Genomic DNA, 25,035 nt, shown 5'->3' on the forward strand with positions numbered 1-25,035 from the left:
TAATTTAGCTAGCCTCGCAATGAATCATGTATTTTTTTCGCCATATCTACGCTGATCCCCGGCACTTTCGCCATTTCTGCCACACTTGCGTTTTTCACTTCCTGTAATCCACCTAAAAATTGTAACAAGGCCTTGCGACGTTTCGGTCCGACCCCGGCAATGGATTCTAGTGTAGAAGTATTGCGTGTCTTCTGTCGTTTATTTCTATGACCTGTGATGGCAAAGCGATGAGACTCATCACGAATATGCTGTATCAAGTGCAAAGCACCAGAGTCTGCTGCGATGGAGAAAGAAAGTTCATTTTCACCGTAGATCAAGGTTTCCAGGCCCGGCTTTCTCCCCTCTCCTTTAGCGATACCGATTAACATAGGAGCCGTATCAAGATGAGCGAATTTTTCATCTATGATTTTTTGTGCAATTCTAAGCTGACCCAAACCTCCATCGATAAATAAGATATCCGGGATCTTGCCAGTTTTATCAATTTTATCAAACCGCCTAGTGATCGCCTGCTTCATGGCCGCATAATCATCACCTGGCGTGATACCATTAATGTTGTAATGACGGTAGTCTGCCTTATTCGGACCTTCTCGATTAAAAACAACACAGGAAGCCACAGTGCTCTCTCCCATAGTGTGGCTAATATCGAAACATTCCATTCTTTGGACTCGCGTCGTCATGTCCAGGGCCTCTTCTAATAATAAGAAGCGCTGTTCGACGGTATTCTTATGAGACAGCCGGGTATTCACCGCATTAGTCGCGTTTGTAACGGCTAAACGTAAAAAATTCGCTCTCTCACTGCGTACATTCGTTTTAATCTCTACCTTTTTATCCAGCGCCGTTTGTATCGCCTTCTCTAACTGAGGTAAATCATCGAAGCTCTGACTCAATAAAATCTCTTTCGGCACCGTTCTTTGACTATCGCCATTGAGGTAAAACTGGATCATGAACGCACTCAAGACTTCATCCATATCGGTTTGATCCGGTACACTTGGATAGTAGCTTCGGCTACCAAAAATTTTACCATTGCGTATGAAGAGCAGATGAAAACAAGCCACACCCGATGCGTAATGCGCACCAATCACATCCATATCACCAGAGGTACCTGACACCTCCTGCTGCTCAGCCACTCTTCTCAGTGCAGAGATTTGATCTCTATAGCTAGCCGCTTTTTCATATTCAAGGGATTGCGCGCAAGCCTCCATTTTCGACACTAGCTCAACCATCACCTGTTGATTCTTGCCCTTAAGAAATAAGCTGGCTAGTTTGACTTGCGCTTCATACTCTTCACTACTGATTTTATCTACACAAGGGGCACTACATCGACCTATCTGATATTGTAAACAGGGCCGAGAGCGAGATTTATAATAAAGATCATCACATTGTCTGATAGGAAATATTTTTTGCATCAAATGCAAACTTTCTCTAACAGCACCACCATTTGGATAAGGGCCAAAATAGGTCCCTTTATCCCTCTTAGATCCACGATGATAGGCAAGTCTAGGGTGTTTATGATGGCTCAGTAAAATATATGGATAGGATTTATCATCTCGAAGTAACACGTTATATCTGGGCATATACTGCTTGATATAATCATTTTCGAGGATCAGCGCATCGGTCTCACTGTGAGTCACGGTCACATCGATATTGGCGATATGAGAGACCAAGGCTTGAGTTTTTACATGGACAAGGTTTTTACGAAAATAGGAGCTAAGACGCTTCTTAAGATCTTTGGCCTTTCCCACATAGATGACGACATCCTCTGCGTCATACATGCGATAAACACCCGGCGATGAAGAGACACTTTTTAGAAACAGCACTGAATCAAACTGAACTGGCATAGGTAAAATGGCTAAAGTTGTTTACGCTAATGAATCGCGACAGTTTCTACCCATGACTAACGAATTTCTGACGCTATGTCTAACATTAGTCATGTTAAATGGCTAGAACTGCCCTGCATCAATCATTTTATAACGGATCGCGAGGCGTGTCAGCTCAACATCACCATTGATACCCAATTTAGCAAATAAACGATAGCGATAGCTATTGACTGTCTTAGGGCTCAAATTAAGTTGCGCTGCAATCTCACTCACCTTTTCGCCATTGGTGATCATCATCATGATCTGTAACTCACGCTCAGAGAGTGATTGAAATGGGCTCTCATCACTCGAACTAAATTGACTCAGAGCCATCTGCTGGGCGATTTCCGGAGAAAGATACCTTTGCCCATGTGCCACTTGCCTAATCGCCTGCAACACCTCAGGTGGTGTTGCACCTTTGGTTAGGTAGCCTGATGCACCGGCCTGCATCACCTTAGTCGGGAATGGATCTTCAGTCTGAATTGTTAGCACGATAATTTTTGCATGAGACTGATAACGTAAAATTTTACGTGTCGCTTCCAAGCCGCCTATCCCAGGCATGTTCATGTCCATCAGGATGACATCGGCTTCGTTACTTCGACTCCATTGAACCGCGGTTTCTCCGTCGCCAGCTTCGCCCACGACTTTAATGCCACGCTCATCTTCAATAATACGGCGAATTCCGGTGCGAACTAGCTCATGATCGTCGACTAAATATACTGAAATCAATTCAAATTACCTTAGGGCTGACGTGAAGAATCTTGCCTGATTCAAATTCTTATTTAATGCTAATTTAGCCCATAAACCCTCAATAAGAAAGCTCGTTTTTTAATATGCGAGATGATTCATCGCAGGCAAGCCATTACATTGAGCGAATAACAACCAAAGCATTGTATTTATTTGTTTTACCTATGCTAATTTAGATTAAACCAGCCATGGTCAACTCGATAGTCGAACATTAATCTGCGCGATAAAAAGCCAAATAACTATTGGTATACGATTCTGCACATCACTTGAGCAGCGCAATATATTTTCATGCCTCTGCATATGAGTCAGTTTCAGTCTATTCTTATTGTATAAATCACGACTAGAAGTGAGATTGACGATGAAACGCTGAAGCTAGTTTTTTGAATGGCAACGCCAGTTGGGTTCTGAAATTGATTGTTTAAACCACCTAAAGCACATCAGATGGCGTACTGGTTTTATTTGTCCTAGGTGCAGTTGTGAGCATAGTTATCAGCTCACTACTCGTGATGTCTATGAATGTAGTCAGTGTCATAAACAAACATCTGTCACCGCAGATACTGTATTCCATGGTAGCCGTATTCCCTTAGCGAAGTGGTTTTGGGCCATCTACTTTCTCGGCTCAGATAAAGGCAGCATTTCAGCATTGAGACTCAGTAAACTCATTGAGGTTAATTGGCGAACGGCACGCTTAATATTGAGCAAGTTGAGAACGGCAATGGGTCATAGAGACAGTCTATATAGGCTTTCAGGTCTCATTGAAATTGATGATGCCTTCGTTGGGGGAAAGAGAAAAGGTAAACGCGGACGTGGAGCCGCAGGGTAAACGCGTGTGTTAATTGCTGTTGAAAGCAAAGTGAAACGCGCGGGATTTATCGCTATGCAGGCCGTCGACAGTGTTTGTCATGAAGCCGTTAACGATTTTATTGCTAGGCACTTAAATGCACAGCAAGAAGTTCATATTGACGGACTAGCCGCTTTGAATATCATAGATAACACTCAACAGCATGAAGCTAGGGTTACACCGAGTGAGTTGGTCGATGAATGGTTGCCTTGGGTTCATATTGCAATAGGTAACTTAAAAGCCTTTTTACTCGGCACATTTCATGGAGTTTCGGGAAAATACCTTCAAGAATACCTTAGTGAGTTCTGTTATCGGTTTAACCGAAGAAAAATGGAAAAAGAAATCCCTAATAGGCGGTTAAATCTGGCAATAATTCATTCGCCGGTACATTCGTACTGAGTGAGGTACAGCTGGAATCAAGCAATAAGTGCAACACGCTTACCAGTAAAGACCTCGAGGGGTGTTAGCCCGCCTAATATCTTTCTTGGCGTTAAATTTAGTTGCAATATCCTGTTCTCGATTTCCTCCTCCGTCAGCCTAGCCATGTCGAATTTCTTAGGCCAAAACCGCCGAATCCGACCGTTAGTATTTTCATTCGTTCCTCGCTGCCAACTCGCATAAGGTTTGGCAAAATAAACCTTCGCTCCCGTCGCTTCATGAACCTTCATATGGCCTGCAAACTCACCGCCATTATCCAAGGTTATTGTCAATGCAGTATGGACTTGCCCATGAACGGTATCGCCTTCCCAGTCACCTATTCGTTCTCTTGCTGCTACAATTTTCGGGCGTTCACTGATATCTACTCGGTCTGGGATCAAGCTGACACCCGCATTACGCTTCCTTTTTCCACCTTTCCAACGTGTTTTACCATAGCGAGGTAGCTGCTTATATAAAGTGCCACCTTGCTGCTTATTCTCTTCAACACGCCGATAAATGGTTGTATGACTCAAGCATTCACTTGGGGCGAATTCTATTGGCATGCGGTCACAGATCGCCCCAGGAGACCAGTTAAGCACCATGCATTTTCGAATGATCTCGTCAGTACTTGGCTGGCGTTTACAGGCTTTTTCGACATCCTTTTACGCTTACAGCTTAACGTATGTGCCATTTTCGGGTCATAGTTTAGGCTGGTGATATTTCGCTTTAACTCACGGCATACGGTACTAAAATGTACCCCGACTTCCTCGGCGATCTGACGAAGTGTCATACCTGTTTTACGGGAGGCAGATATTTGGTATCGTAGTTCCTGAGTGAGCTGATGGTACTGTTTGTTCATGACCGACTCTGAATTTGTGTGTGTGAACTAAAATTCTGCCTTCAGCTCTCTCACTTTTCAACCTTAATCTGTTGCACTTATTGTATTACCTCAGCGCTATACCTGATTTACCCACAACACGAAAAGTTTAATGCGCCACTAGAGCCATTTTATTTTAAGCCAGGATTAAAGCTTAACGTAGTGCCATATGATTTGGTGAATGATGAGTGTGAAATTGAGTTAATTTCTGGTGTTAAAAGTTAAGTAAGCCATGAAAATGAACTTTATATGTTAGGAAATATTTTAGCTGGGTTGCAACTATATGATCGTTTTAAAAATAAGTTTAGTAATAAAGCCGCTTCTGCTGGTTGCACATTCCACGGCATTAATGCGTTTGATTATTTCACCACATTGCGGCGAGAGCCCTGTAACGAGCACCTGTTTGTGTTCTGTAATCGTCAGTTTGAAGTGATGAAATTATCTAGCGCCATGTTTAGCTTAATACCACGTTCATCTATTGTTTCATCGCTCACGTGAGTTATCTGCACTCTGAACTCTAATAGGCACGATAAGAGCATCAACAGAACCAAATTGGACTCACAACGGATCAATTGCTCGATCGATAAGCGGTTTGAAGTCTTCAAAATCAGTTTCAATAGTCACGCTATCGAGCAGTATTTTGTTCGCTTGAGCAATGGAAAAATTTCGCGTGACTGTAACAGAGCGGACTTTGGTTAGAAGTGACACTTTGAAATCAAATGGATAACCCAGATCTCTCAGAGATTTAGATAGGCAGATGCGGGTGTAATAGGTGCAATTTGTCGCGCGGAATAGATACATTGTCTCAGCCAATCCTGTTGGACTATTCTGAAATGCTGCAGATACAAAAAAGCCCGTTATCTTTCGATAACGGGCTTCGTCTTAAATGTGGCGGAGAGATAGGGATTTGAACCCTAGATGGGCTATAAACCCATGCCGGTTTTCAAGACCGGTGCATTCGACCACTCTGCCATCTCTCCGAACGCTGCGAATACTATAAGTATCTAAGATCGAAGTAAACTCTTTTTTTAAAGGTTGGGGTTAAGTGGCTAGGTAACACACAATATTTTGTTCAAGATACATGATACCTAGCTTGGACTTTTACTCAAATATTCTGACCTACACCTATCGAGCTCTAATTACTGCAATTTATCTCATAACCCAGAGTCCAAGCTTCAATTAGAATATGGGCTATACGCTTGATGTGCTAACATATCAGTAATCTAAATTCTAATTTCTATTTTTAAAGTAGCTAATGTTTCTATGAATCCAAACGTCATTCCAGTGTCATCATTAACGCCTCAGCATAACCTTCCTGTACTCTCAACACTAAAAAACGCAAAGAAAAATTTGCTTTTAGGTCAAGAGAGAGTCGTTGACGCTTTCACACTTTTGACTAAAACGGCACACCAGCATATGTATCTTGCAGATTTTGCGGGGATAGATAGGAAAGCATTCATTGATGCGTTAGCTAACCAGCAAGAAAATAAGGCTCCTCAGCTGCTCATTGGTTCAAATGATAGCAATACACTCAGTTTTCAGTGGATAGAGCAACAAGAATTAGTACTGGATGAAGAGAAAGAACCGCTAGTTTTCACCCATAAAAGACAAAATTACTCTTACCTATCAGGCAATATTAAACGTACTGATTTAGTCGGTAGACTTTTAAATACCCGCCAACATCCCGTCAATGCAGATAATCTTGATAAACTCCAATATCAAGCTGGCGCACTCGCTCAATGCCATACCCTGTTTATCTGTGCTGATTCCCTGTGGAAGCGAGAAGGTTTATGGGATCTGCTACTCAATATTTTGTCATCTAAGAGCTATAAAATCCATTCTCTGCTTCCGCCTGTGCCCCTCAATTGCAAGATTGTACTCGTCGGCACGAGTAACCAATACAGTGCCTGTTGGATAGAAGAGAGCCAGTTTTCAACTCATTTCCCTCTTCTGGGAGAGATGAGTTACGAACTGGATTTAACCCATCATACCGAAGAAGAATATGGCAACTGGTTAATTTCTGTGGCGGCGCTCAATCAAGTGTCTCTATCGCAATCCGCCTTGGCACCATTATTTCAGTACAGTGCACGATTAGCCGATCATCAGCGACGCCTGACCTTGCTATCATCTCAAGTGGGGCAACTCATATCTCAGGCTCACGCATATTGTGGTAAATCTGAAATTTCGGCTGACGATATCACCTACGCCTTAACGCGTTATCAGCTGCGCCATAACGCCTCTGAGACACTATCGGCACAAAATTTCGATGATAAGTTTATAAACTTACCCACAGATGGCGAGAGGATCGGCCAAATTAACGGTCTGACGGTACTCGAAACGGTTGAATACTGCTATGGAGAGCCAGCACGTATTACCGCTTCGGTTCATTATGGCGATGGAGAGGTCGCCGACATAGAAAGAAAATCTGAACTGGGGGGAAATATCCATGCTAAGGGGATGATGATTTTATCTTCTTGTTTATATCGCATCTTCGGTAAAAATGCCCCACTACACTTAAATGCCAACATCGTCTTCGAGCAATCCTATCAAGAGATCGATGGAGACAGTGCCTCACTTGCTGAATACTGCAGTTTAATCTCTGCCATTACTGAAAAACCGATTAATCAAAGTATTGCGGCAACCGGTGCCATAGATCAATTCGGTCAAGTACAAGCTATAGGAGGCGTCAATGAAAAAATTGAAGGCTTCTTTAACTTATGTGAACGTCGTGGACTAACGGGCATTCAAGGAGTCATAATCCCCAGAGCCAACACCCAACAACTCAACCTGTCAGCGAAACTCGTCGCCGCGATTAAAGCCGAAAAATTTAGCATTTTCCAAATAAAACATATCGATGAAGCCATCGAGCTACTAATGAATACCACAGCCGGCGTTGCCGATGAAGATAATCATTTCCCTGAAGATTCACTCTATGGTCTGGTCCAGGCTCGATTGGCAAGTTTAGCGGGCTATTCCGATGAAGAAAGTACATTTTTTGAGAAGTTGCTCCGAAAATTGAAGTTTTCTAGCTGATCGGAGTTGTTTAGCGTACACGTGTTCGCTAACCTTGGCTGTTCATATTGTTGGAGTAAGTAAATCAATGAGTAATGCAAACAGTTTCAATAAAGAAGATCTTATCGCCTGTGGTCATGCTAAGTTATTAGGTAAAGACTCTCCGCGTCTGCCGATAAACAATATGTTGATGATCGACCGCATTGTTAAGATAAATGCCGATGGCGGTGAATTCGGCAAAGGTGAAATTATTGCTGAATTGGATATCGATCCAAAGTTGTGGTTTTTCGGCTGTCATTTCGAAAACGATCCCGTGATGCCGGGCTGCCTGGGGCTTGATGCTATGTGGCAGTTAGTCGGTTTCTTCCTCGGTTGGGAAGGCGCCGAAGGTAAAGGTCGAGCACTCGGAGTGGGAGAGGTTAAATTTACCGGACAAGTACTTCCCGATGCCAAGAAGGTCACCTATAAACTGACGATTAAGCGTAAAGTTTACCGCAAACTCACCATGGGTATCGCTGATGCAACCATGGAAGTCGATGGACGCGAGATCTACAGCGCTAAAGATTTGAAAGTCGGCATCTTCACCGATACGAGCAATTTCTAGACTTTATTGTGGTAATTGTGGTTTTAAGCTTAATAAACCAGACATGAAAATGCCCTCTTCGGCTACAGTTTTCTGTTATCAGGAGGGCAAAATGCTGCGTTACTTATTAAATAAGCCAGTTATTCGGCCATCTACGCCTTCGCGCCCCCCCCTAACCACTGTGACTTAGAATCAAGTATCGAGTACGGACAATTCTCCTTTGAGCGGCCGCCAACTCCGGCTTGAAATCCTTTCGAAAAAGCTCGGTCTAAACGATCTCTTTTTTGTCTCTTCATGCAAGCATCCTCTGTTTTACATACAAAGAAGCGATAGCTTCACTTGATAGAAATAGATCTTTTTCGACTCGAAATCAATCAAAATTTAACCAATTTTCTTGGTTATTTTTTAAGCTGTTGAGTTTTTTGGACAAAAAAATCGAGGCCTTTGCCTCGACTTTCCTATGTTCTTGTTCTACAAGAGCCTGTACCCGCTATAACAAGCATTGACCTTGATTATTTCAAATGAATATTTGTGCTATGTCTTCGAGTAGCGACGACGGAACCAAACTAAGGGTAAAGCAAACAACCAGGCAAAACTGGCCGCGCCTTTACGCTCATAATCATCAGGTTCTTCATTGTTATCGACACAATTATTGGCCTTTAACCAATCATCGCTCGCTTCCTCTCCATTGACTTGCAGCACCACCATACGTGGCAGGTAAGAGGTCAGTGGATCACCATTACCGTTCACTGCGAAGATAGGCAGGCCGTTATCACCTATAACCAAATTACCGGCTGAATCGAATTTGTACTGAGGCTTACGCACCGACACAGTGCCGACAATGTAAGCTGGTTTATTGTCAATTGTGTCATTGATGCTGTTAGCCTCGACAACCACAAGATCTTCATTATAGGTGAGTGTCTTGCCGGTGCCATCTTGTACTGAAACCTGTTTGCGTTGCCACTTACACTTAGCATCACACGTAGCGTCGACCTTCTCGAAACCTTTAGACTCACAGGTTAGCAGCTGGTTTAAGTTATTAAACTCACCAGTATTAATATCGAACAGGAAGCCCGCCTTAGGACGCGGTTTTTCCTTATCGTGGGTAGTTTCAATATAACCGACTACCTGACCCTGGTTGTTGATATCTTTTGGCTTACTGCTCAGATCTGAGATTCCAGTGCTGCTGCTAAAATCATAGGGAGTCACTATGTCTTCGTCTTCAGTCCCATTAGTATCGAAATAGAAGAATTTATCTCTTACATATCCTTGCAGATATTGCTTATAACTGCCCACTAAGATGCCATTATCATTGATATCGTAAGCAATAGATTGATATCTATTGTCTATCATAGGCACCCAATTATAACTATCCTCGTCATACTCGCCGCTAGCCTCGTTCTTCGTCCAATACGCGGCATCATAAGCCAGCTTATCTTTATTGCCTCGACGATAAACATGAGAGCGTCCCACGACAGTCCCTTCGTTATTGATTCCCAGGCCTTGAGCCGTATAAGTAGAACTTGAGCTTGGGGTTAGCCCTAATGGTAACTGAGTCTGAGTCTCTACAGCCGTCCCATCCGCAGTTAACTGCCACACATAACCGCGCACTTGGTAATTAATATAACTGTTACCGTACTGGTTATAGGGGAACTGCAATTTCTGCACACAGACATCTAGTGGATAGGTGTCACTCTCAATACAGCCATCGATACGATCTTTAGCATTCTTAGACAACTCGGTGCCGACATAGCCCACCACTAGCCCGCTAGCGTTCACTTTAGCCGCGACAGAATAGCCTCCCACGTTAACTGCAGGGGTTTCATCATCTTTGACATATTCGGTCAGAGGCGGTACCAGAGCTATCTCTGTGCCATCGGCATTTTTAACGAAACCACGTTCTTCAAACGCTCTATAGTACCAAAACTCTTGATCTGCCGTACTGCCGGTATAGGGCTCGGTTTGTTCCGGCGCCGTCATCGAACCCACTTTAACACCTGAGTCATTGATACCATAATAATACGCATCGACGGAATTGATCGTCTCGGGAACATCTGGATCCGTTAAGCCTGGATCTGTGGTGCCATTGACGCTGTCAAATACAGGAAGCCAATTTTTAGAAGATGGATCATTGTCCTGAGCGGTAAAGGTGAAGTTGTTAGCCTTGATAGGCGTATTAATAGAAAGTACTATTCTCTCTTCTGGCGCGATACCATCTTCGATATCGATGACACCATCATCATCCTCAGACACGCTGAGATACTTCTTCCCCTTAGCGACACCCAATGATTCGCCTTGGGCATTAATTGCCATACCATAGCCACTACGAGTGCCTTGTAATGTGCCGATTAATTCAGCGCCGTCTGTCTGACTATAAATGTCGTCTAGGTTTTTAATTTCATACACAGGTGCAGCATTGGCACCTTGCAAAACACCAATTACACTCAGTGCAACTAATGATAGTGCTTTATCCAGTTTCAACTTCATTAACGCTATTCCCATACTATTTCTAGTTTTAATTTTGTATTACTTGAGCGACTCTAACTCTTCCCATCGCTCGAAGCATACTTCCAACTCCTGCTCTTTGTCGGCAAACTGGCCGAGTTGGAGATTAATTTTATCTTGAGTTTGAGCATAAAAATCTGGCGCACTCACTTTCTGTTGCAACACTTCAACTTGCGCTTCTAACTGCTCCATCTTAGCCGGTAGCGCTTCGAGTTCACGTTGAAGTTTATAAGATAACTTCTTTTCGACTTTGGTTTTTTCTGCGGGTTTAATCTCAACCTTCTGGGGTTGGACACTCTTTGTTGACTGAGGTTCCTCAGAATAAAATTTAGCACCTTGAGACACGGCATCCTCATAGCCACCGACATATTCACTCCAGCCACCATTGCCGGTGAACCACCAACTACTGGTCACGATATTATCGATAAATTCTCTGTCATGACTCACTAAGAGTAAGGTTCCCTTATAATCGGTCAACAAAGACTCTAACAATTCGAGGGTTTCAATATCAAGATCGTTGGTGGGTTCATCGAGAATAATCAAGTTAGCCGGTTTTAACAGCAGACGTGCTAGCAATAAACGGTTTTTCTCTCCACCTGAAAGTGCTTTAACTGGTGTCCTCGCTCTCAGCGGTGAGAAGAGGAAGTCTTGCAGATAACTCAAAATATGACGATCTTGGCCATTAATTGTGACCGTTTTCTTACCTTCACCTACATTCTCTTCCACTGTCTTTTCAGGATCGAGCGCTTCTCTGTACTGATCGAAGTAGGCAATCTCGAGCTTAGTCCCTACCTTGATACTACCCGACTGAGCCTCTAGCTGACCAATCAAGAGTTTGACTAAGGTCGACTTGCCACAACCGTTAGGACCAATCAGGGCTATTCTGTCTCCGCGCATCACAGTCGAGGTAAAATCCTTCACCAAGTTCTTATCTGGCAGGTTGTAGTTCAGGTTTTCGATATCGAAAACAAGCTTGCCGGATCGCTCGGTATCGGCCACGGCCATCTTAGCACCGCCTTGTCGATTGAGACGCGCCATTCGTTCGACTCGCAAAGCCTTTAATGCACGAACACGACCTTCGTTACGTGTACGCCGGGCCTTAACGCCTTGACGGATCCAAGTTTCTTCTTCTGCTAGTCGCTTATCAAATAGCGCGTTTTGCTCGGCTTCGACACGTAACCACTCGGCTTTACCATCCAGATATGTCTGATAATTGCCCGGCCAGGAGGTAATGACACCGCGATCGAGATCGACAATACGCGTCGCCATACGCTGAATAAATCCCCTGTCATGGCTGATAAATACGATGGCACCCTTGTAATTTAACAGAAACTGCTCCAACCATTCAATGGTATCGATATCCAGATGGTTGGTAGGCTCATCGAGTAGTAGCAGGTCCGGCTCACTGACCAAGGCTCTGGCCAAGGCCACCTTACGTTGCCAGCCACCCGACAACTCTGTCAAGGCACTGTCAGGGTCTAATCCCAGTAGTTCACAATTCTGATTGATGCGACTGTCTAACTGCCAGCCATTGAGGTGATCTATATCTTCCTGAAGCAGCTCCATCTGCTTAAGCATGCGATTCATCTGCACCGGCTCTGCGGTGCCAACATCATGGGCCAACTGATGATAACGTTCGAGCTTCTCGCCAATGTCCTGAAGGCCGGCAGAAATGTAGGAATAGACAGAGCCTTGCTCAGCTTTGGGTGGATCTTGCTGTAAACGACTCACCTTAACGTTGCTGGCGATATTAAATTCACCGTCATCGAGCAAAACATCACCGCTCAATACTTTCATCAGGCTGGACTTACCGGCACCATTTCGGCCAACGATACAGACGCGCTCACCAGGTTCAATGGTAAAATCAGCTTTTTGTAATAGTGGGGTGTGACCATAGGCTAGAGAGCCACTATTAATACGAACAAGACTCAATTTATGCTCCTAAAAATTTATTTAATACATCTTCATCAAATGGCCAATTGAGCTCATTTTGAGAATCTACCTGTTTTAGCACAGGGATACGAATGCCATATTGCTCAGCTAGCTTTTCATCATCACAGATGTCTGTTTTTATGTATGAGATACCAGACATAATAATCAACGGCTCGGCTAACTCACACAGATGACACGCATCGGTGTGGAACAAGATATAGGACTTACTCGGCATGGGTTAGCAGCCAAGTGTTATGGATCTGTGGGTTACGCTTAAAATCCATGGGTAAGGTTTGATTGTCGATATTTTCAACTTTAATGCCAACAGCTTCCAGGGCTGCTATCTCCATCTTAAACTTACGCTTATTGTTGGAAAAGATGATCTCACCACCTGGCCTGAGGATCTTAATCAAGTCAGTCAGCAAAGCCACATGATCACGTAACACATCGAAGGAGTCTTCCATGCGTTTCGAATTTGAGAACGTCGGCGGATCGATAAAAATGAAGTCATAAGTATCACGGGTACGTTTGATCCAAGTCAAACAGTCGGCCTGTACAAACGAATACTTATTGTCATTTAGCCCATTTAAGGCAAAGTTCTCTTTCGCCCAACTGATATAGGTATTAGACATATCGACGGTGGTAACCGTTTTAGCCCCACCGAGTGCTGCATGTACAGAAGCCGTTCCCGTATAGGCAAACAGGTTGAGGACATCGCGATTGTTAGACTTTTCGCCCACGAGTTTACGGGTAAGACGATGATCGAGGAACAGACCTGTATCGAGATACTCTTTAAGATTTAACTTAAATTTGGCATCATATTCAGTAGTGATAACCTCAAGCTTAGTCGTTGAGAGCTTCTGATATTGATTGGTGCCCTTTTGACGCTCACGCTTCTTCAAGATGATATTCTTAGGATCGATACCAATCGCACTAGGTAAGGCAATAAGCACATCGGTCAAACGACGCTTGGTCACCGACTCGGGAATATCCATTGGCGCGGTATATTCTTGGATAACGACATAATCCAGATATTTATCAATGGCAACCTTGTAATCGGGTAGATCGGCATCATAGATACGGTAACTGTCGATCCCTTCTTTCTTCGCCCACTTCTTAAGTTGCTTGTAATTCTTCTTAATACGATTCGCGAAAGGCACAGCGATATCGCTAACGTCCCCTTCTATCTTGATATTCTCAGGGTCGACGCGGCGAGTATTCTCGGCATGCACAGTATAGAGATTGAATGCACAATCCAGTGGACCGTTACTCATCTTCATCTGTTTATCGGCTTTAAGCTTTAAGGCAGACAACAGCTCTTTATCACTGTTTAACATGGCTATTTTCCAGCCACCAAATTCAGCCTTAAATTTATCACCCAACTGATAATAGAGTTGAAGCAACTCAGTTACAGTACCCAGACGTTCACCGTAGGGAGGGTTACTGATCAGATAACCGCTAGCTTCCGGCACTTTAAGCTCTAAGACATCGCTAACATTAAATTCGATTAAGTCACTCACACCGGCATTTTCTGCATTTTGTTTAGCGATAGAGATGAGATGAGGCTCTATGTCTGAGCCATAAAATTTAGTGCTGCAGCGGGTTATGCCAATAGAGGCTCGAGCACGGGCCTCATTGAGCAATTCTTGCCAATGTTTGTCATTATGTCTTAGCCAATGCTCAAAACCAAAGCGCTCACGATGCAGACCTGGCGCAATATCACAAGCCATCATGGCAGCTTCAATCAAGATAGTACCACTGCCACAAAAAGGGTCCAGCAGTGAAACTTGCTCTTTCTTCCAGCCACTACGAACCAGCATGTTGGCGGCAAGATTCTCTTTTAAAGGAGCCTCACCTGTGGTCGAGCGATAACCACGCTTGTGCAGTGCGGGGCCGGAGAAATTCAAGCCTATGGTGATCTCTCCACGACGATAGTGTGCATCGATGCGAAAATCTGCATCGTGGCGAGAGACATCCGGCCTTGAAAAATCGTCGTCGCGAAAACGATCGACAATGGCATCTTTGATCTTAAGTGCACCATACATGGTGTTATTGATGAAACCACCCTGACCATGGAAATCGACGCTAAATGTACTGCGATTAGAAAACTGCATCTGCCAATCTATACCATAAGCAGCATTATAGAGCTGTTCGGGTGACTCGCATGGTCCTTTATGTATAACGAAAATGATTCGACTCGCCAAACGTGACCAAAGCGTAATTCGATAACCCAGCTCGAGAGATGCGCTAAAGTAGACACCCGCCACGCTCTCTTTAATTTCAGAGGCACCGAGTTCAGCTAACTCGAGTGATAACGCATATTCATAGCCCCTAGGAGCCGCAGCAAAAAAATTTAACATCGTATAGATAGACACACAGTAAAAATCAATCAGACATTATACCTTGATGAGCACTGAAATGATAAAAAGTTATTGGCTCTCATGGAGATTATTCCAGTTGTTTTCCGCGTGTTTGTACAAAGACCGCCCTCTTAGCTTTATTTATGAACGGTTAAGTTCTTTATTTAAAATCAGGCTTGCAATAGCCAAACCATATCGCTATAGTTCGCCCCGCTTCGAGAAGGAAGATAAACAAACGCTTTATGGCCATTGTTTATCTTCATCAAATGAAGTTAAAATCGGACGCGGGATGGAGCAGTATGGTAGCTCGTCGGGCTCATAACCCGAAGGTCGTTGGTTCAAATCCAGCTCCCGCAACCAATTCTTTATAAGCAGAATTAAAACAACTTATGGCGTTTATCGGACGCGGGATGGAGCAGTATGGTAGCTCGTCGGGCTCATAACCCGAAGGTCGTTGGTTCAAATCCAGCTCCCGCAACCAATTTCAAATATTTAAATTAATTTAATCCCCCCCTAGTATACTCTCACCTAAATATTCATTCTTATTATCAATAAAAATATTGCCTATAATCATACATACAAGTTTATTGGAGATGAATTAGCACTATTTGGATAATAACCCACTTCCTAGATAAAGCACTTACCTAAGGTAGTAAGTGGACGAGCAATGAAACTGAAATATGGCTGAATAGCCCGCTATGCCGCCACAATCTGCCGATTAAGCATAATTGGATGCAGCCTATCGTGCATCACTTTAATACATTCGAATTGACCTAGTGATTTGCTATCACTCAGCTGTAACTCTTTCTCCAGTAACATCACTAATGAGGCTTGAACACTCGTGTCTACGACCAAGACCTGTGCTTTCCCTCCCTGGCAAGACAACTGAAAAACTTTACCGAGTTCACTAAAGACACACATACTACTGGTAGAGAAAAACCATGATTTAGGCATTTGTGGCTTTAATAAAAAATGTGCAGCAGTGGCATTGAGCGCTAGCTGAACTTGCAAAGCCCCCGTTATGTGTAATGATTTTGAGATAAGGTCGAGAAACTCAATATAAAATTTGGCATGTTCCATATCAAACTCTAACTCCATCAAAGCATCAGGAATTAACGTTTTCATCTTATAAGGGGTCAGAAATTCCATCTCTGAACCTAATGATACGCTTAACACACCATACGCATCATTATATTTCCATTGCCAATCCATTTTTGGCATTAATAACATAACCTTATACCTGTCATATTGAATACAAGCCGATAATAGATGATATTTCACTCAATATCAAAAATAATTAAAATAAATTAAACCAGATAAAAGTATATTACATCGATTATACGCGATCAAATTGTGATCACGCGATCTTAAATAGATCTGGAAAACGATCTTTTAATTAGCGAACCCGATATGCATTGACTATGTCTTTAATCAATTCAGGTCCCTGATAAATAAATCCTGAAAATATTTGCACCATACAGGCTCCCGCATCGAATTTATCCAGCGCGTCAGCTGCTGAATTAATGCCACCAACACCTATGATCGGAATCTCACCCTGAAGACAATCAGAAAGTTGTTTTATTACAGATGTAGACAATAAATTCAGTGGCTTACCACTTAGCCCTCCGGCTTCATTTGCATTGACAAGTCCGCTAACACCATCACGGCTCAGGGTCGTATTTGTCGCAATAGCCCCATCAAATTTGTTGTGAATGAGCGAAATAGCAATGTTTTCAATTTCATCAGGCGTTAAGTCAGGCGCAATTTTTAATGCCAGAGGCACATATTTACCATGCTTCTGTGCAAGATCTTTCTGCTTCTCTTTAAGTGAACTCAATAGATCGTCGAGCAGATCCCCATACTGCATACTTCTCAAACTTGGTGTATTTGGAGAGGAGATATTGACAGTAATATATGCCGCGTATGGGTACACCTTCTCCATACAGATAAGATAATCATCCTTACCTTGATCTACTGGCGTATCTTTATTTTTACCGATATTGACACCAACCAGAGCAGCGGATTTTACCTTTTTGAGGTTAGTAATAAGATTATCGACTCCCTTATTATTGAAACCCATTCTGTTGATGATGGCTTTTGCAGGCTTTAATCTAAATAGACGTGGTTGCTCATTACCTGACTGGGGCTTGGGTGTCACAGTGCCCACTTCGATATGGCCAAAACCCATAGCATGAAAACCGTCTATACATTCACCATCCTTGTCCATACCGGCAGCTAAACCGACAGGATTAGGGAAAGTTATCCCCATAAACTCAACAGGTGCTTGTTCAAACGTCTGAGCGTAGAAACAATCTAACGGGGTATTCGCCGTGGATTTAAGACTGCTGAGTGCGATATGGTGCGCTCTCTCAGGATCCATTTGGAACATGACTTTTTGAGCGATTTTGTAAAACATGCTTTCTCCTAGACCGAAAAAAGCCCCGGCAAATGCCAGGGCTGATTAATATTATTATTTACTTTTAACCTTCACAATGAAGAATCAAAAGATTTAACTCACGTAAGGCGACAGAGAACTTGGCAAACTCATGGCTTTGCGAAGTTTTAAAGTCTGCGAGCATATGGAACCATCTCTCCAACAAGCCCCGATTAGAGTCTATCCACTGATCGATGATGATATCAGCATCACAAGTCGAGGTGCATGATCTTAACACCACTGAACTCAGTGAACGCTGTTGCCAATCTAACTCTTCTCTAAATGCCGCTCTGGCAAGTGCTTGCCAGTGGTTAGCAACCGGTTGCTCGTTGATCTGTTCGAGGAACCAATGCAAGTCAATGCGTGCGCCTAACTTGAAATAAGTCTGTGCAACCAGTGCAATTGGCTTACTTTCTAACTCTGCAATTTGAGCAATATCCAGTGCAGAAAATAGCGTACTCATATTAACCACATTCGTCGCTATAGGTTCATTGACCCCCTCTTTCACCAGTGCTGCAATTTCAGCTTGTATGCCTTCAGCTTCAGCTTGAACCATGTAACCATGAACATTCGCTTTTAAATCCGCAAATACAGGACTGAAAAACGCGACAGACTGCTCAATACTGTGACTGCGATTACGATGGCGCAGGAACCAGCGACAGGCTCGACGAATATTACGACGTAATTGATGCAACATCTCGCCCTGTACTACCGCAGGGATAATACCATTGAGAGAGGTGATATCTTTAGTTATATCAGCTAAACCAAATACTTCACGAGCCATAGTATAACAAATCGCGGCTTCGGCGACTGAGGCACCAGTCTCATCTTGCATACGTTGAACAAAATTAAGACCCAAATCATTAACCAACTCATTGGCCAATGAGGTGGCGATGATCTCCCCACGCAGAGGATGAGCAGCCATACGATCGCTGTACTTCTCTTGTAATTGCTGTGGGAAATAAGCAATCAGTAATTGACTTAAGAAAGGGTCGTCGGTAATTTCCGGTGTCAATAACTGCTCTTTAAGCACCATTTTTGCGTATGCAACCAGCACAGATAATTCAGGACGAGTCAATGCCTTACCGTTCGCTAAGCGTTCTGCCAGCTCATCTTCGGAAGGCAGGAACTCAAGCCCTCTGTCTAGCTTGCCATTTTTCTCCAGATAATGAATGAAGCGGATCTGCTCTTTTAACTGCTCTGCACCACGAACCTGAGTCACTGAAATGGTCCGGGTTTGATCGTTACAATCTTGCAGGACTATACGTCCTACTTCATCAGTCATCTCAACCAAGAGACGATTACGTTGCTTAAGCGTCATCTCACCGTCGGCAACTAAGGCATTGAGTAAGATCTTAATATTCACTTCATTATCGGAACAATCCACACCACCCACGTTATCAACGAAATCGGTATTGATGCGGCCACCTTGAGAGGCATATTCGATTCGACCTAGCTGAGTACAGCCTAAGTTACCGCCTTCACCTATAATTCTTGCTCTAAGTTCATCACCATTGACACGCAGCGCGTCATTGGCTCTATCACCCACTTCCGCGTGAGTTTCAGTCGATGCCTTCACATATGTACCGATTCCACCATTCCAGATAAGATCGACATTCATCTTCAGCAGCTCTTTCAGTAGCTCTGCCGGTGTCATCGTCGTCTTCTTGGTATCTAGCATCTCCTTCATCTCTGCTGACAGAGAGATCTTCTTAGCCGAGCGAAGGAATACCCCCCCCCCTTTAGAGATCAATTCCTTGTTGTAATCCTCCCAACTAGAACGAGGCAGTTCGAATATGCGAGCACGTTCCTTATGACTGGATGCTGCATCAGGATTTGGGTCGATAAAAATATGCAGATGGTTGAAAGCCGCGACGAGACGGATATGTTCCGAGAGCAGCATGCCGTTACCAAATACATCCCCCGCCATATCACCAATGGCTAAACAGGTAAAATCAGTAGTCTGGCAATCGATACCCATTTCGCGGAAATGACGTTTAACCGACTCCCAAGCACCACGAGCTGTGATGCCCATTTTCTTATGATCGTAGCCATTACTACCACCGGAGGCGAATGCGTCACCTAACCAAAAATTGTACTCCTCAGAAATACTGTTAGCGATATCAGAGAAAGTCGCCGTACCTTTATCAGCCGCAACAACCAGATAGGGATCGTCATCATCATGACGTACAACATTCTTTGGCGGGATAACTTCACCTTCAATGATGTTATCTGAGATGTCGAGTAGACCACGAATGAAAATCCGATAACATGCTTGGCCTTCCGCGAAGTAGGCTTCGCGGCCGCCATCGGTTGGTAGCTGTTTACAGACGAATCCACCTTTCGCTCCAACGGGGACGATCACGGTATTTTTAACTTGCTGCGCTTTAACTAAACCCAGCACTTCAGTTCTAAAATCTTCACGCCTATCAGACCAACGCAGGCCACCACGGGCCACTTTGCCGCCCCTAAGATGCACGCCTTCGACTCTCGGTGAGTAGACAAATATCTCAAATTTTGGCAGTGGACGCGGCATCTCAGGAATCTCTTCCGGCGCAAACTTAAATGACAAATAAGGCTTAACGGCACCGTCATCGGTAGTTTGATAGAAGTTAGTCCTTAATGTGGCATTGATAAGGTCTAAATAACGACGAATAATTCTGTCATCATCTAAGCTAGACACCTCGTCTAATCGTAAGTTTATCTGTTCAATAAACTTGCCCAAGGTGCGGGTCTTAAGTTTGGGGTTAAACTTACGAATGAACATTTTAACCAAGAGATCGGCGAGCTGAGGATAGCGGGTAAATGTCTCTTCGATATACGCTTGGCTGAATGTTGCATCAATTTGACGCATATATTTCGCATAAGCACGCAGTATAGACACTTCGCGACCACTAAGACCTGTTGCCAAGACTAAACGGTTAAAACCATCATCTTCAAGCTGTTTTTTCCATACCTGAGAAAGCGCATCCTGAAATCGGTCTTGACTCTCTGCAACATTTTCAGTGGTAGAGCCCTGAACTGTCATGAGAAAATCTAAGATCCAATAAGTATCTCCATCGGAGGTTTTTATCTCATAAGGACGCTCATTGATCACTCTAAGACCGAAATTCTCCAGCATAGGCAAGACATCTGAAAGATGGATCGGCTCATCTTTATGGAACAGCTTCAAGCGCACTTTACTATTATTTAATATTGTTTCTTGGGGGAGATAAAACAGCATACCCAGTTTATGAGCATCATCCAATGCTTCCAATTGCAAAATATCCACCAGCGCCGAACTGGGTAATACATCTTCTTGATAGCTACGTGGGAATGCGGTGATATAACGCTTCATTAGCCTAGTGCCAGACTCTTCGCCACGGGCACTGTTGAGAGAATCATTAAGTTTATCTTCCCAAGAACGAGCAGCTTCGGTTAAATTATTTTCAATGGCAACCACGTCTACATCCATACTGTTATTGTCGACTTTCACTATATAGTGAGTACGCGCAAGTCTTGATTCAGAAAAATAAGTGGTAAACTCAACCTCGGCATCGCTGTTAAAATGCTGAGCCAAAATACGTTGAGTATCTTCACGTAACTTAGTGTTGTATCTGTCTTTAGACACATACACCAGACAAGAGAAGAAACGTCCGAAGCCATCTTTACGCACAAACAACTTTAACTTATCTCGGTCTTGCATCTCGAGTACGCCGTGAGCGACATAAGCCAGCTCTTCAACATTGCTCTGAATGAGTTCATCTCTGGGCAAGGTCTCAAGTATGTGCATCAAGGCTTTATAATCGTGTGAGCGAGGTGTTAAACCTGAGCGGTCCAGTACGCGCTGCACTTTTTCGGCCAATAATGGGATTTCGCGAGGGCTGCGGTTATACAGGTTAGAGGCGTAGAGACCGAGAAATCTGTCTTCCCCAATGACATTACCTTGCTTATCGAAACGCTTAACGCCGACATAATCCACATAAGCGGGACGATGGACCCGGCTTTTTTCGCTGCTCTTAGTCAGCAGCAGCAAGCTATGATCTAAAGCTTCTTTGCGGGCACTTGCCGAAAATCTAGACAATAACAATCCAGCCTCGGGCTGAGGTTTACCAGGTATGTTCATCAAGCCTAGGCTTGATCTCGTATCGGCAATCAGCTCTAGATCGCCTTCAACTTTACGTAAGTCATATCGACGATACCCTAACAGGGTAAAGTGATGATTATTCAGATAGTTAAGGAAGTCAATAGCCTCTTTAAGCTCTTGTTTTTCACCTGGATATGGGCGAATAGCGAGATCTTTAATCGTTTCATCAAGCTTAACGGACATAGCTCCCCAGTCATTGACCGAGGCTGCAACATCACCAAGTACAGATGATATTTCTTTTTCTATATGTTTAATATCATCTTTACTACTGAGTCTATCTATCTCGATGAGGAATACGGCAACCTTTTCCAGTTTACCTTTGCCGTCGTCACCATAGATAACTTGGGTAATAGCATCTTTGGTGCGCTTAATCGATACGGGCGTATGCAGCATCATATGGGTAGTGATGCCAATGCGATTGAGCGCCATACCCACAGAATCAACCAAAAAAGGCATATCAGGTTGAATGATTTCTATGATTGAATGCGTTGATTGCCAACCATGCTTCGACTGACTGGGATTAAAAACCCGAATATGTGATTCGCCTTTCACGGTCATATTCGCGGCATTCCACAGACTTAATACGGCACCATAAAGATCACTATCGTTACGGGATTTAAGATCGTCTTTCGACATGTGGGCATACAGACAGGTGGCAAACTGCTCGACCTGTTTCGCTTGTGTTGTAGGAACTTTTGCATGAATAAGATTGACTACGTTTTCGAGCAGTACTGAAGGCATTGCATCTTTCAAGGCCATGTTGCTGTTTCCTTTAAGGGTCTATGGCAGCGCTTTTATAATTTTTGGGATGCTTGTTACAAATGACCAGTCAAAATAATGTGACCTAGGTCATGGGCGAAGTTTATTACTAAAGCTGTCACATTTCGAGCGTTATTTTAGTGATAGATCCACCTTAAAACCAGTAACAGGGGTATTTAGTCCCCCTAGATGAAAAATCAATCGGCATTACAGCGTAACTATGCATTTTCAATGCAATAAAAAAGGAGCCTAAGCTCCCTGTTAACTTATGCTTCTCTGGGTTTTCGCCACATAACCGCGCCTATCGCCGGTAAAATAATTATGGCCCCCAACATATTTACTAGAAACATAAATGTCAGCAGTATCCCCATATCCATTTGAAACTTAAGTGCCGAAAAGAACCAAGTACTGACGCCGATAGCCAATGTGAGTCCGGTAAAAATAACCGCACTGCCTCGCTCAACCAGAGCTTCATAATACGCCTGTTGCACCGGTATCCCCATTCTGAGTCTGCCTGCCATAGTGGAAAGGATATAGATACCATAGTCGACACCAATCCCGACACCTAGGGCTATTACCGGTAAGGTACTCACTGCCAAGCCGATATCGAGTTGTGTCATCAAGGCCTGGGCCAATGTCGAAACCACATACAAAGGCAAGATGACAGATATCGTCGCTTTAAGAGATCTAAAACTAATCAGACAAAGGAAGAATACCGCCCCATACACATATAACATCATAGGTAATTGAGCCGCGGCCACAGCTTCATTCGTCGCGGCCATCACGCCAACGGGCCCAGATGCGAGTCGATACTGCAACTTGTCATTATTCATCGTCGCAGATAATGCTTTCACTTTATCGATGACAACTTCAATCGTCTCAGCCTTGTGATCTTTCAAGAAAAGATAAATAGGCATGACTGAACAGTCGCTGTTGAGTAGCCCAGAGCTCGTCGGTACACGCCCAACCGCCTGTACCAGGCTAGCTGTGGTTCTAGGCAAAACCTGCCATTTGGGATTGCCTTCATTGAAGCCAGCATTAACTCGCTTGGCAACCGACGCCAAACTTGCAGTGGTCTCCACCCCAGGCGTGTTACTCATTAACCATTCAAATTCATCTATCTGTGTCAGCACAGAGTGGTAAGTACAAGCTTCCGGGAAGGCTTCGACAATAATCGTCAACACATCGGTGGTGATTGAGAACTTATCTGTGATGTAAAAAGTATCCTGATTGTAGCGAGAGTCGAAATGCAGTGCAGGTGCCCCGCCCTGTAAGTCACCCACTTTCATCAGGTTCGCTTGCTGCAAACCTAAGGCATATAACGCTGTTGTCGCCACTAACACCCAGATAGCATATTTTGTCGTCGCAAATCGAGACAAAAACTCCCAGATTCGATTGGTACGCTCAATTGAGGCATCACTCGATTTCTCCGCCAAAACTTGGGTATAGGAGATGATGAGTGGCAATAGGATCAGATTCGTTAATATGATAACGGCAACACCCAGAGAGGCTGAGATAGCCAGCTCTCTGATAATGCCGATGTCTATGGATAACAGGGTTAAGAAACCCACGGTATCGGACAGAAGCGCGATGCCTCCCGGGATCAATAAACTTCTAAAAGCAAGTGCTGCAGCCGCCTTCGTCGTTTCCCCTTCAAGCACTCGACGGCGTACGGCATTAATCATCTGCACACTGTGACTCACCCCGATGGCAAACACTAAGAATGGGATCAGTATCGACATAGGGTCTAGCCCAAAGCCCACTACAGTTAATAAACCCAACTGCCAGATCACTGCAATTAAACTACAGGTTAAGGGCAACAAGGTAAGAATAAATGACTTAGAGAAGAGGTAAACCATGATAGCCGTGACGACAATCGCGATAAGGAAGAAGAGCATGACACCCTTAGCCCCATCGGCCACATCTCCAGCCATCTTGGCAAAGCCTATAATATGAATTTTTATATGGTCATTTTCATACTTTTTGCGCAATTCTTGCTCCAATTGCGCCGCGAATGCTAAGGTATCGAGAGGCTTACCCGTTTGCGGATCGAAGTCCATCAACTGGGCTTTGACCATGGCGGCAGAATAATCTTCAGCAATGAGTCGACCGACGATTCCCGCTTTTTCTATATTGTCTCTAACAGCAGCCAGACCCGCTGGAGTAGTAGAAAAATCAGCTGGAATGACCGGACCGCCGGCAAAACCATCTTCTACCACTTCGGTAAAACGTGTGGAAGGGGAAAACAGGGATTTGACTTGTGCCCTGTCGACACCCGGAATAAAGAAAAGCTGATCATGGACATTCTTCAACGCATCGAAGAAGTTTTCATTGAAAATATCACCACTGGTGTCTTCAACGGCAACCATGATGCTGTTAGCACCGCCGAAATCATTTTGGTGTTTCAAGTAGGTTTTCATGTAACTGTGATTGAGCGGGATATTCTTGATGAATGCCGCATCCATTTTCAAATTACTGGCCTGAAATGCCAAGAAAATGGTAGTTAACATAAACAGCAAGATGATGAAGGCCCGTCGCCTGAATAAAAAGGATTCTAATCCATTAACTAATTTTTCTAACATCTTA

15 protein-coding genes, 3 tRNA genes and 2 pseudogenes are annotated in these 25,035 nt (G+C 43.8%); 6 read left to right on the top strand and 14 right to left on the bottom strand.

All coding sequences use genetic code 11. From position 1 onward, the window contains the following. Nucleotides 1-8 precede the first annotated feature (8 nt). Both uvrC and uvrY read right to left on the bottom strand, forming a co-directional pair. Nucleotides 9-1,838: an excinuclease ABC subunit UvrC gene (uvrC, locus tag KT99_RS14560; protein WP_005501454.1), complete on the bottom strand. Its 1,830-nt coding sequence runs from the start codon at nt 1,836-1,838 to the stop codon at nt 9-11. A 102-nt stretch (nt 1,839-1,940) separates the two neighbouring features. Next, nucleotides 1,941-2,585, bottom strand: coding sequence for a UvrY/SirA/GacA family response regulator transcription factor (gene uvrY / locus KT99_RS14565; RefSeq protein ID WP_005501456.1), 645 nt, complete (start codon nt 2,583-2,585; stop codon nt 1,941-1,943). Between the two features lie 415 nt (nt 2,586-3,000). On the opposite strand from uvrY, the pseudogene KT99_RS14570 reads away from it, so the two are divergent. Continuing rightward, nucleotides 3,001-3,843 (top strand): annotated as a pseudogene (locus KT99_RS14570) (IS1595 family transposase). Nucleotides 3,844-3,860: 17 nt separating this feature from the next. On the opposite strand, the gene KT99_RS20195 reads toward KT99_RS14570, so the two are convergent. Next, the gene (locus tag KT99_RS20195; RefSeq protein WP_005501462.1) at nt 3,861-4,463 is read right to left on the bottom strand and encodes an IS30 family transposase; all 603 of its coding nucleotides are present in this window, start codon (nt 4,461-4,463) and stop codon (nt 3,861-3,863) included. Continuing rightward, the gene (locus tag KT99_RS22975; RefSeq protein WP_232504303.1) at nt 4,415-4,720 is read right to left on the bottom strand and encodes a helix-turn-helix domain-containing protein; all 306 of its coding nucleotides are present in this window, start codon (nt 4,718-4,720) and stop codon (nt 4,415-4,417) included. Before KT99_RS22975 ends, KT99_RS20195 begins: the two co-directional genes overlap by 49 nt. A gap of 267 nt (nt 4,721-4,987) precedes the next feature. Between KT99_RS22975 and KT99_RS14585 the strand changes: the two genes are divergently transcribed. Beyond that, complete coding sequence (locus tag KT99_RS14585) at nt 4,988-5,236, top strand: hypothetical protein (protein ID WP_005501464.1); 249 nt, start codon at nt 4,988-4,990, stop codon at nt 5,234-5,236. 391 nt (nt 5,237-5,627) lie between these two features. On the opposite strand, the gene KT99_RS14590 is transcribed toward KT99_RS14585, so the two are convergent. Further along, nucleotides 5,628-5,718: transfer RNA gene (locus tag KT99_RS14590), tRNA-Ser, on the bottom strand. A gap of 283 nt (nt 5,719-6,001) precedes the next feature. Here KT99_RS14590 and KT99_RS14595 point away from each other — a divergent pair. Further along, nucleotides 6,002-7,771 (top strand): S16 family serine protease, encoded by a 1,770-nt coding sequence (locus KT99_RS14595; RefSeq protein ID WP_005501466.1) that lies wholly within the window; start codon nt 6,002-6,004, stop codon nt 7,769-7,771. A gap of 67 nt (nt 7,772-7,838) precedes the next feature. Then, nucleotides 7,839-8,354 carry a bifunctional 3-hydroxydecanoyl-ACP dehydratase/trans-2-decenoyl-ACP isomerase gene (gene fabA / locus KT99_RS14600; protein WP_005501469.1) on the top strand — a complete coding sequence of 172 codons (516 nt, stop codon included), beginning with the start codon at nt 7,839-7,841 and terminating at the stop codon, nt 8,352-8,354. A 99-nt stretch (nt 8,355-8,453) separates the two neighbouring features. Here fabA and rmf read toward each other — a convergent pair. From rmf to rlmKL, 5 genes and pseudogenes are all read right to left on the bottom strand, one after another. After that, nucleotides 8,454-8,629, bottom strand: a pseudogene (gene rmf, locus KT99_RS14605) (ribosome modulation factor). A 238-nt stretch (nt 8,630-8,867) separates the two neighbouring features. Beyond that, nucleotides 8,868-10,820, bottom strand: coding sequence for a DUF3466 family protein (locus KT99_RS14610; protein ID WP_005501471.1), 1,953 nt, complete (start codon nt 10,818-10,820; stop codon nt 8,868-8,870). 39 nt (nt 10,821-10,859) lie between these two features. Then, nucleotides 10,860-12,770, bottom strand: coding sequence for an ABC transporter ATP-binding protein (locus KT99_RS14615; protein ID WP_005501473.1), 1,911 nt, complete (start codon nt 12,768-12,770; stop codon nt 10,860-10,862). 1 nt (nt 12,771) lies between these two features. Continuing rightward, nucleotides 12,772-13,005 (bottom strand): glutaredoxin family protein, encoded by a 234-nt coding sequence (locus tag KT99_RS14620; protein WP_005501475.1) that lies wholly within the window; start codon nt 13,003-13,005, stop codon nt 12,772-12,774. Then, complete coding sequence (gene rlmKL, locus KT99_RS14625; protein WP_005501476.1) at nt 12,995-15,130, bottom strand: bifunctional 23S rRNA (guanine(2069)-N(7))-methyltransferase RlmK/23S rRNA (guanine(2445)-N(2))-methyltransferase RlmL; 2,136 nt, start codon at nt 15,128-15,130, stop codon at nt 12,995-12,997. Before rlmKL ends, KT99_RS14620 begins: the two co-directional genes overlap by 11 nt. Before the next feature lie 283 nt (nt 15,131-15,413). Between rlmKL and KT99_RS14630 the strand changes: the two genes are divergently transcribed. Both KT99_RS14630 and KT99_RS14635 read left to right on the top strand, forming a co-directional pair. Continuing rightward, nucleotides 15,414-15,490, top strand: a tRNA-Met gene (locus tag KT99_RS14630). A 44-nt stretch (nt 15,491-15,534) separates the two neighbouring features. Further along, nucleotides 15,535-15,611: transfer RNA gene (locus tag KT99_RS14635), tRNA-Met, on the top strand. A 215-nt stretch (nt 15,612-15,826) separates the two neighbouring features. Here the strand turns inward: KT99_RS14635 and KT99_RS14640 are convergent. From KT99_RS14640 to KT99_RS14655, 4 genes are all read right to left on the bottom strand, one after another. Continuing rightward, nucleotides 15,827-16,360 carry a cell division protein ZapC gene (locus KT99_RS14640; protein ID WP_005501478.1) on the bottom strand — a complete coding sequence of 178 codons (534 nt, stop codon included), beginning with the start codon at nt 16,358-16,360 and terminating at the stop codon, nt 15,827-15,829. Between the two features lie 166 nt (nt 16,361-16,526). Then, nucleotides 16,527-17,546 (bottom strand): quinone-dependent dihydroorotate dehydrogenase, encoded by a 1,020-nt coding sequence (gene pyrD, locus KT99_RS14645; protein ID WP_005501481.1) that lies wholly within the window; start codon nt 17,544-17,546, stop codon nt 16,527-16,529. A gap of 64 nt (nt 17,547-17,610) precedes the next feature. Beyond that, entirely contained in the window at nt 17,611-22,449 is a 4,839-nt protein-coding gene (locus tag KT99_RS14650; protein WP_005501483.1) for an NAD-glutamate dehydrogenase, read from the bottom strand. A 266-nt stretch (nt 22,450-22,715) separates the two neighbouring features. Next, nucleotides 22,716-25,031: an efflux RND transporter permease subunit gene (locus tag KT99_RS14655; RefSeq protein WP_005501484.1), complete on the bottom strand. Its 2,316-nt coding sequence runs from the start codon at nt 25,029-25,031 to the stop codon at nt 22,716-22,718. Nucleotides 25,032-25,035 lie beyond the last annotated feature (4 nt).

This window comes from Shewanella benthica KT99 (genome assembly GCF_000172075.1).
Lineage (GTDB): Bacteria > Pseudomonadota > Gammaproteobacteria > Enterobacterales > Shewanellaceae > Shewanella > Shewanella benthica_A.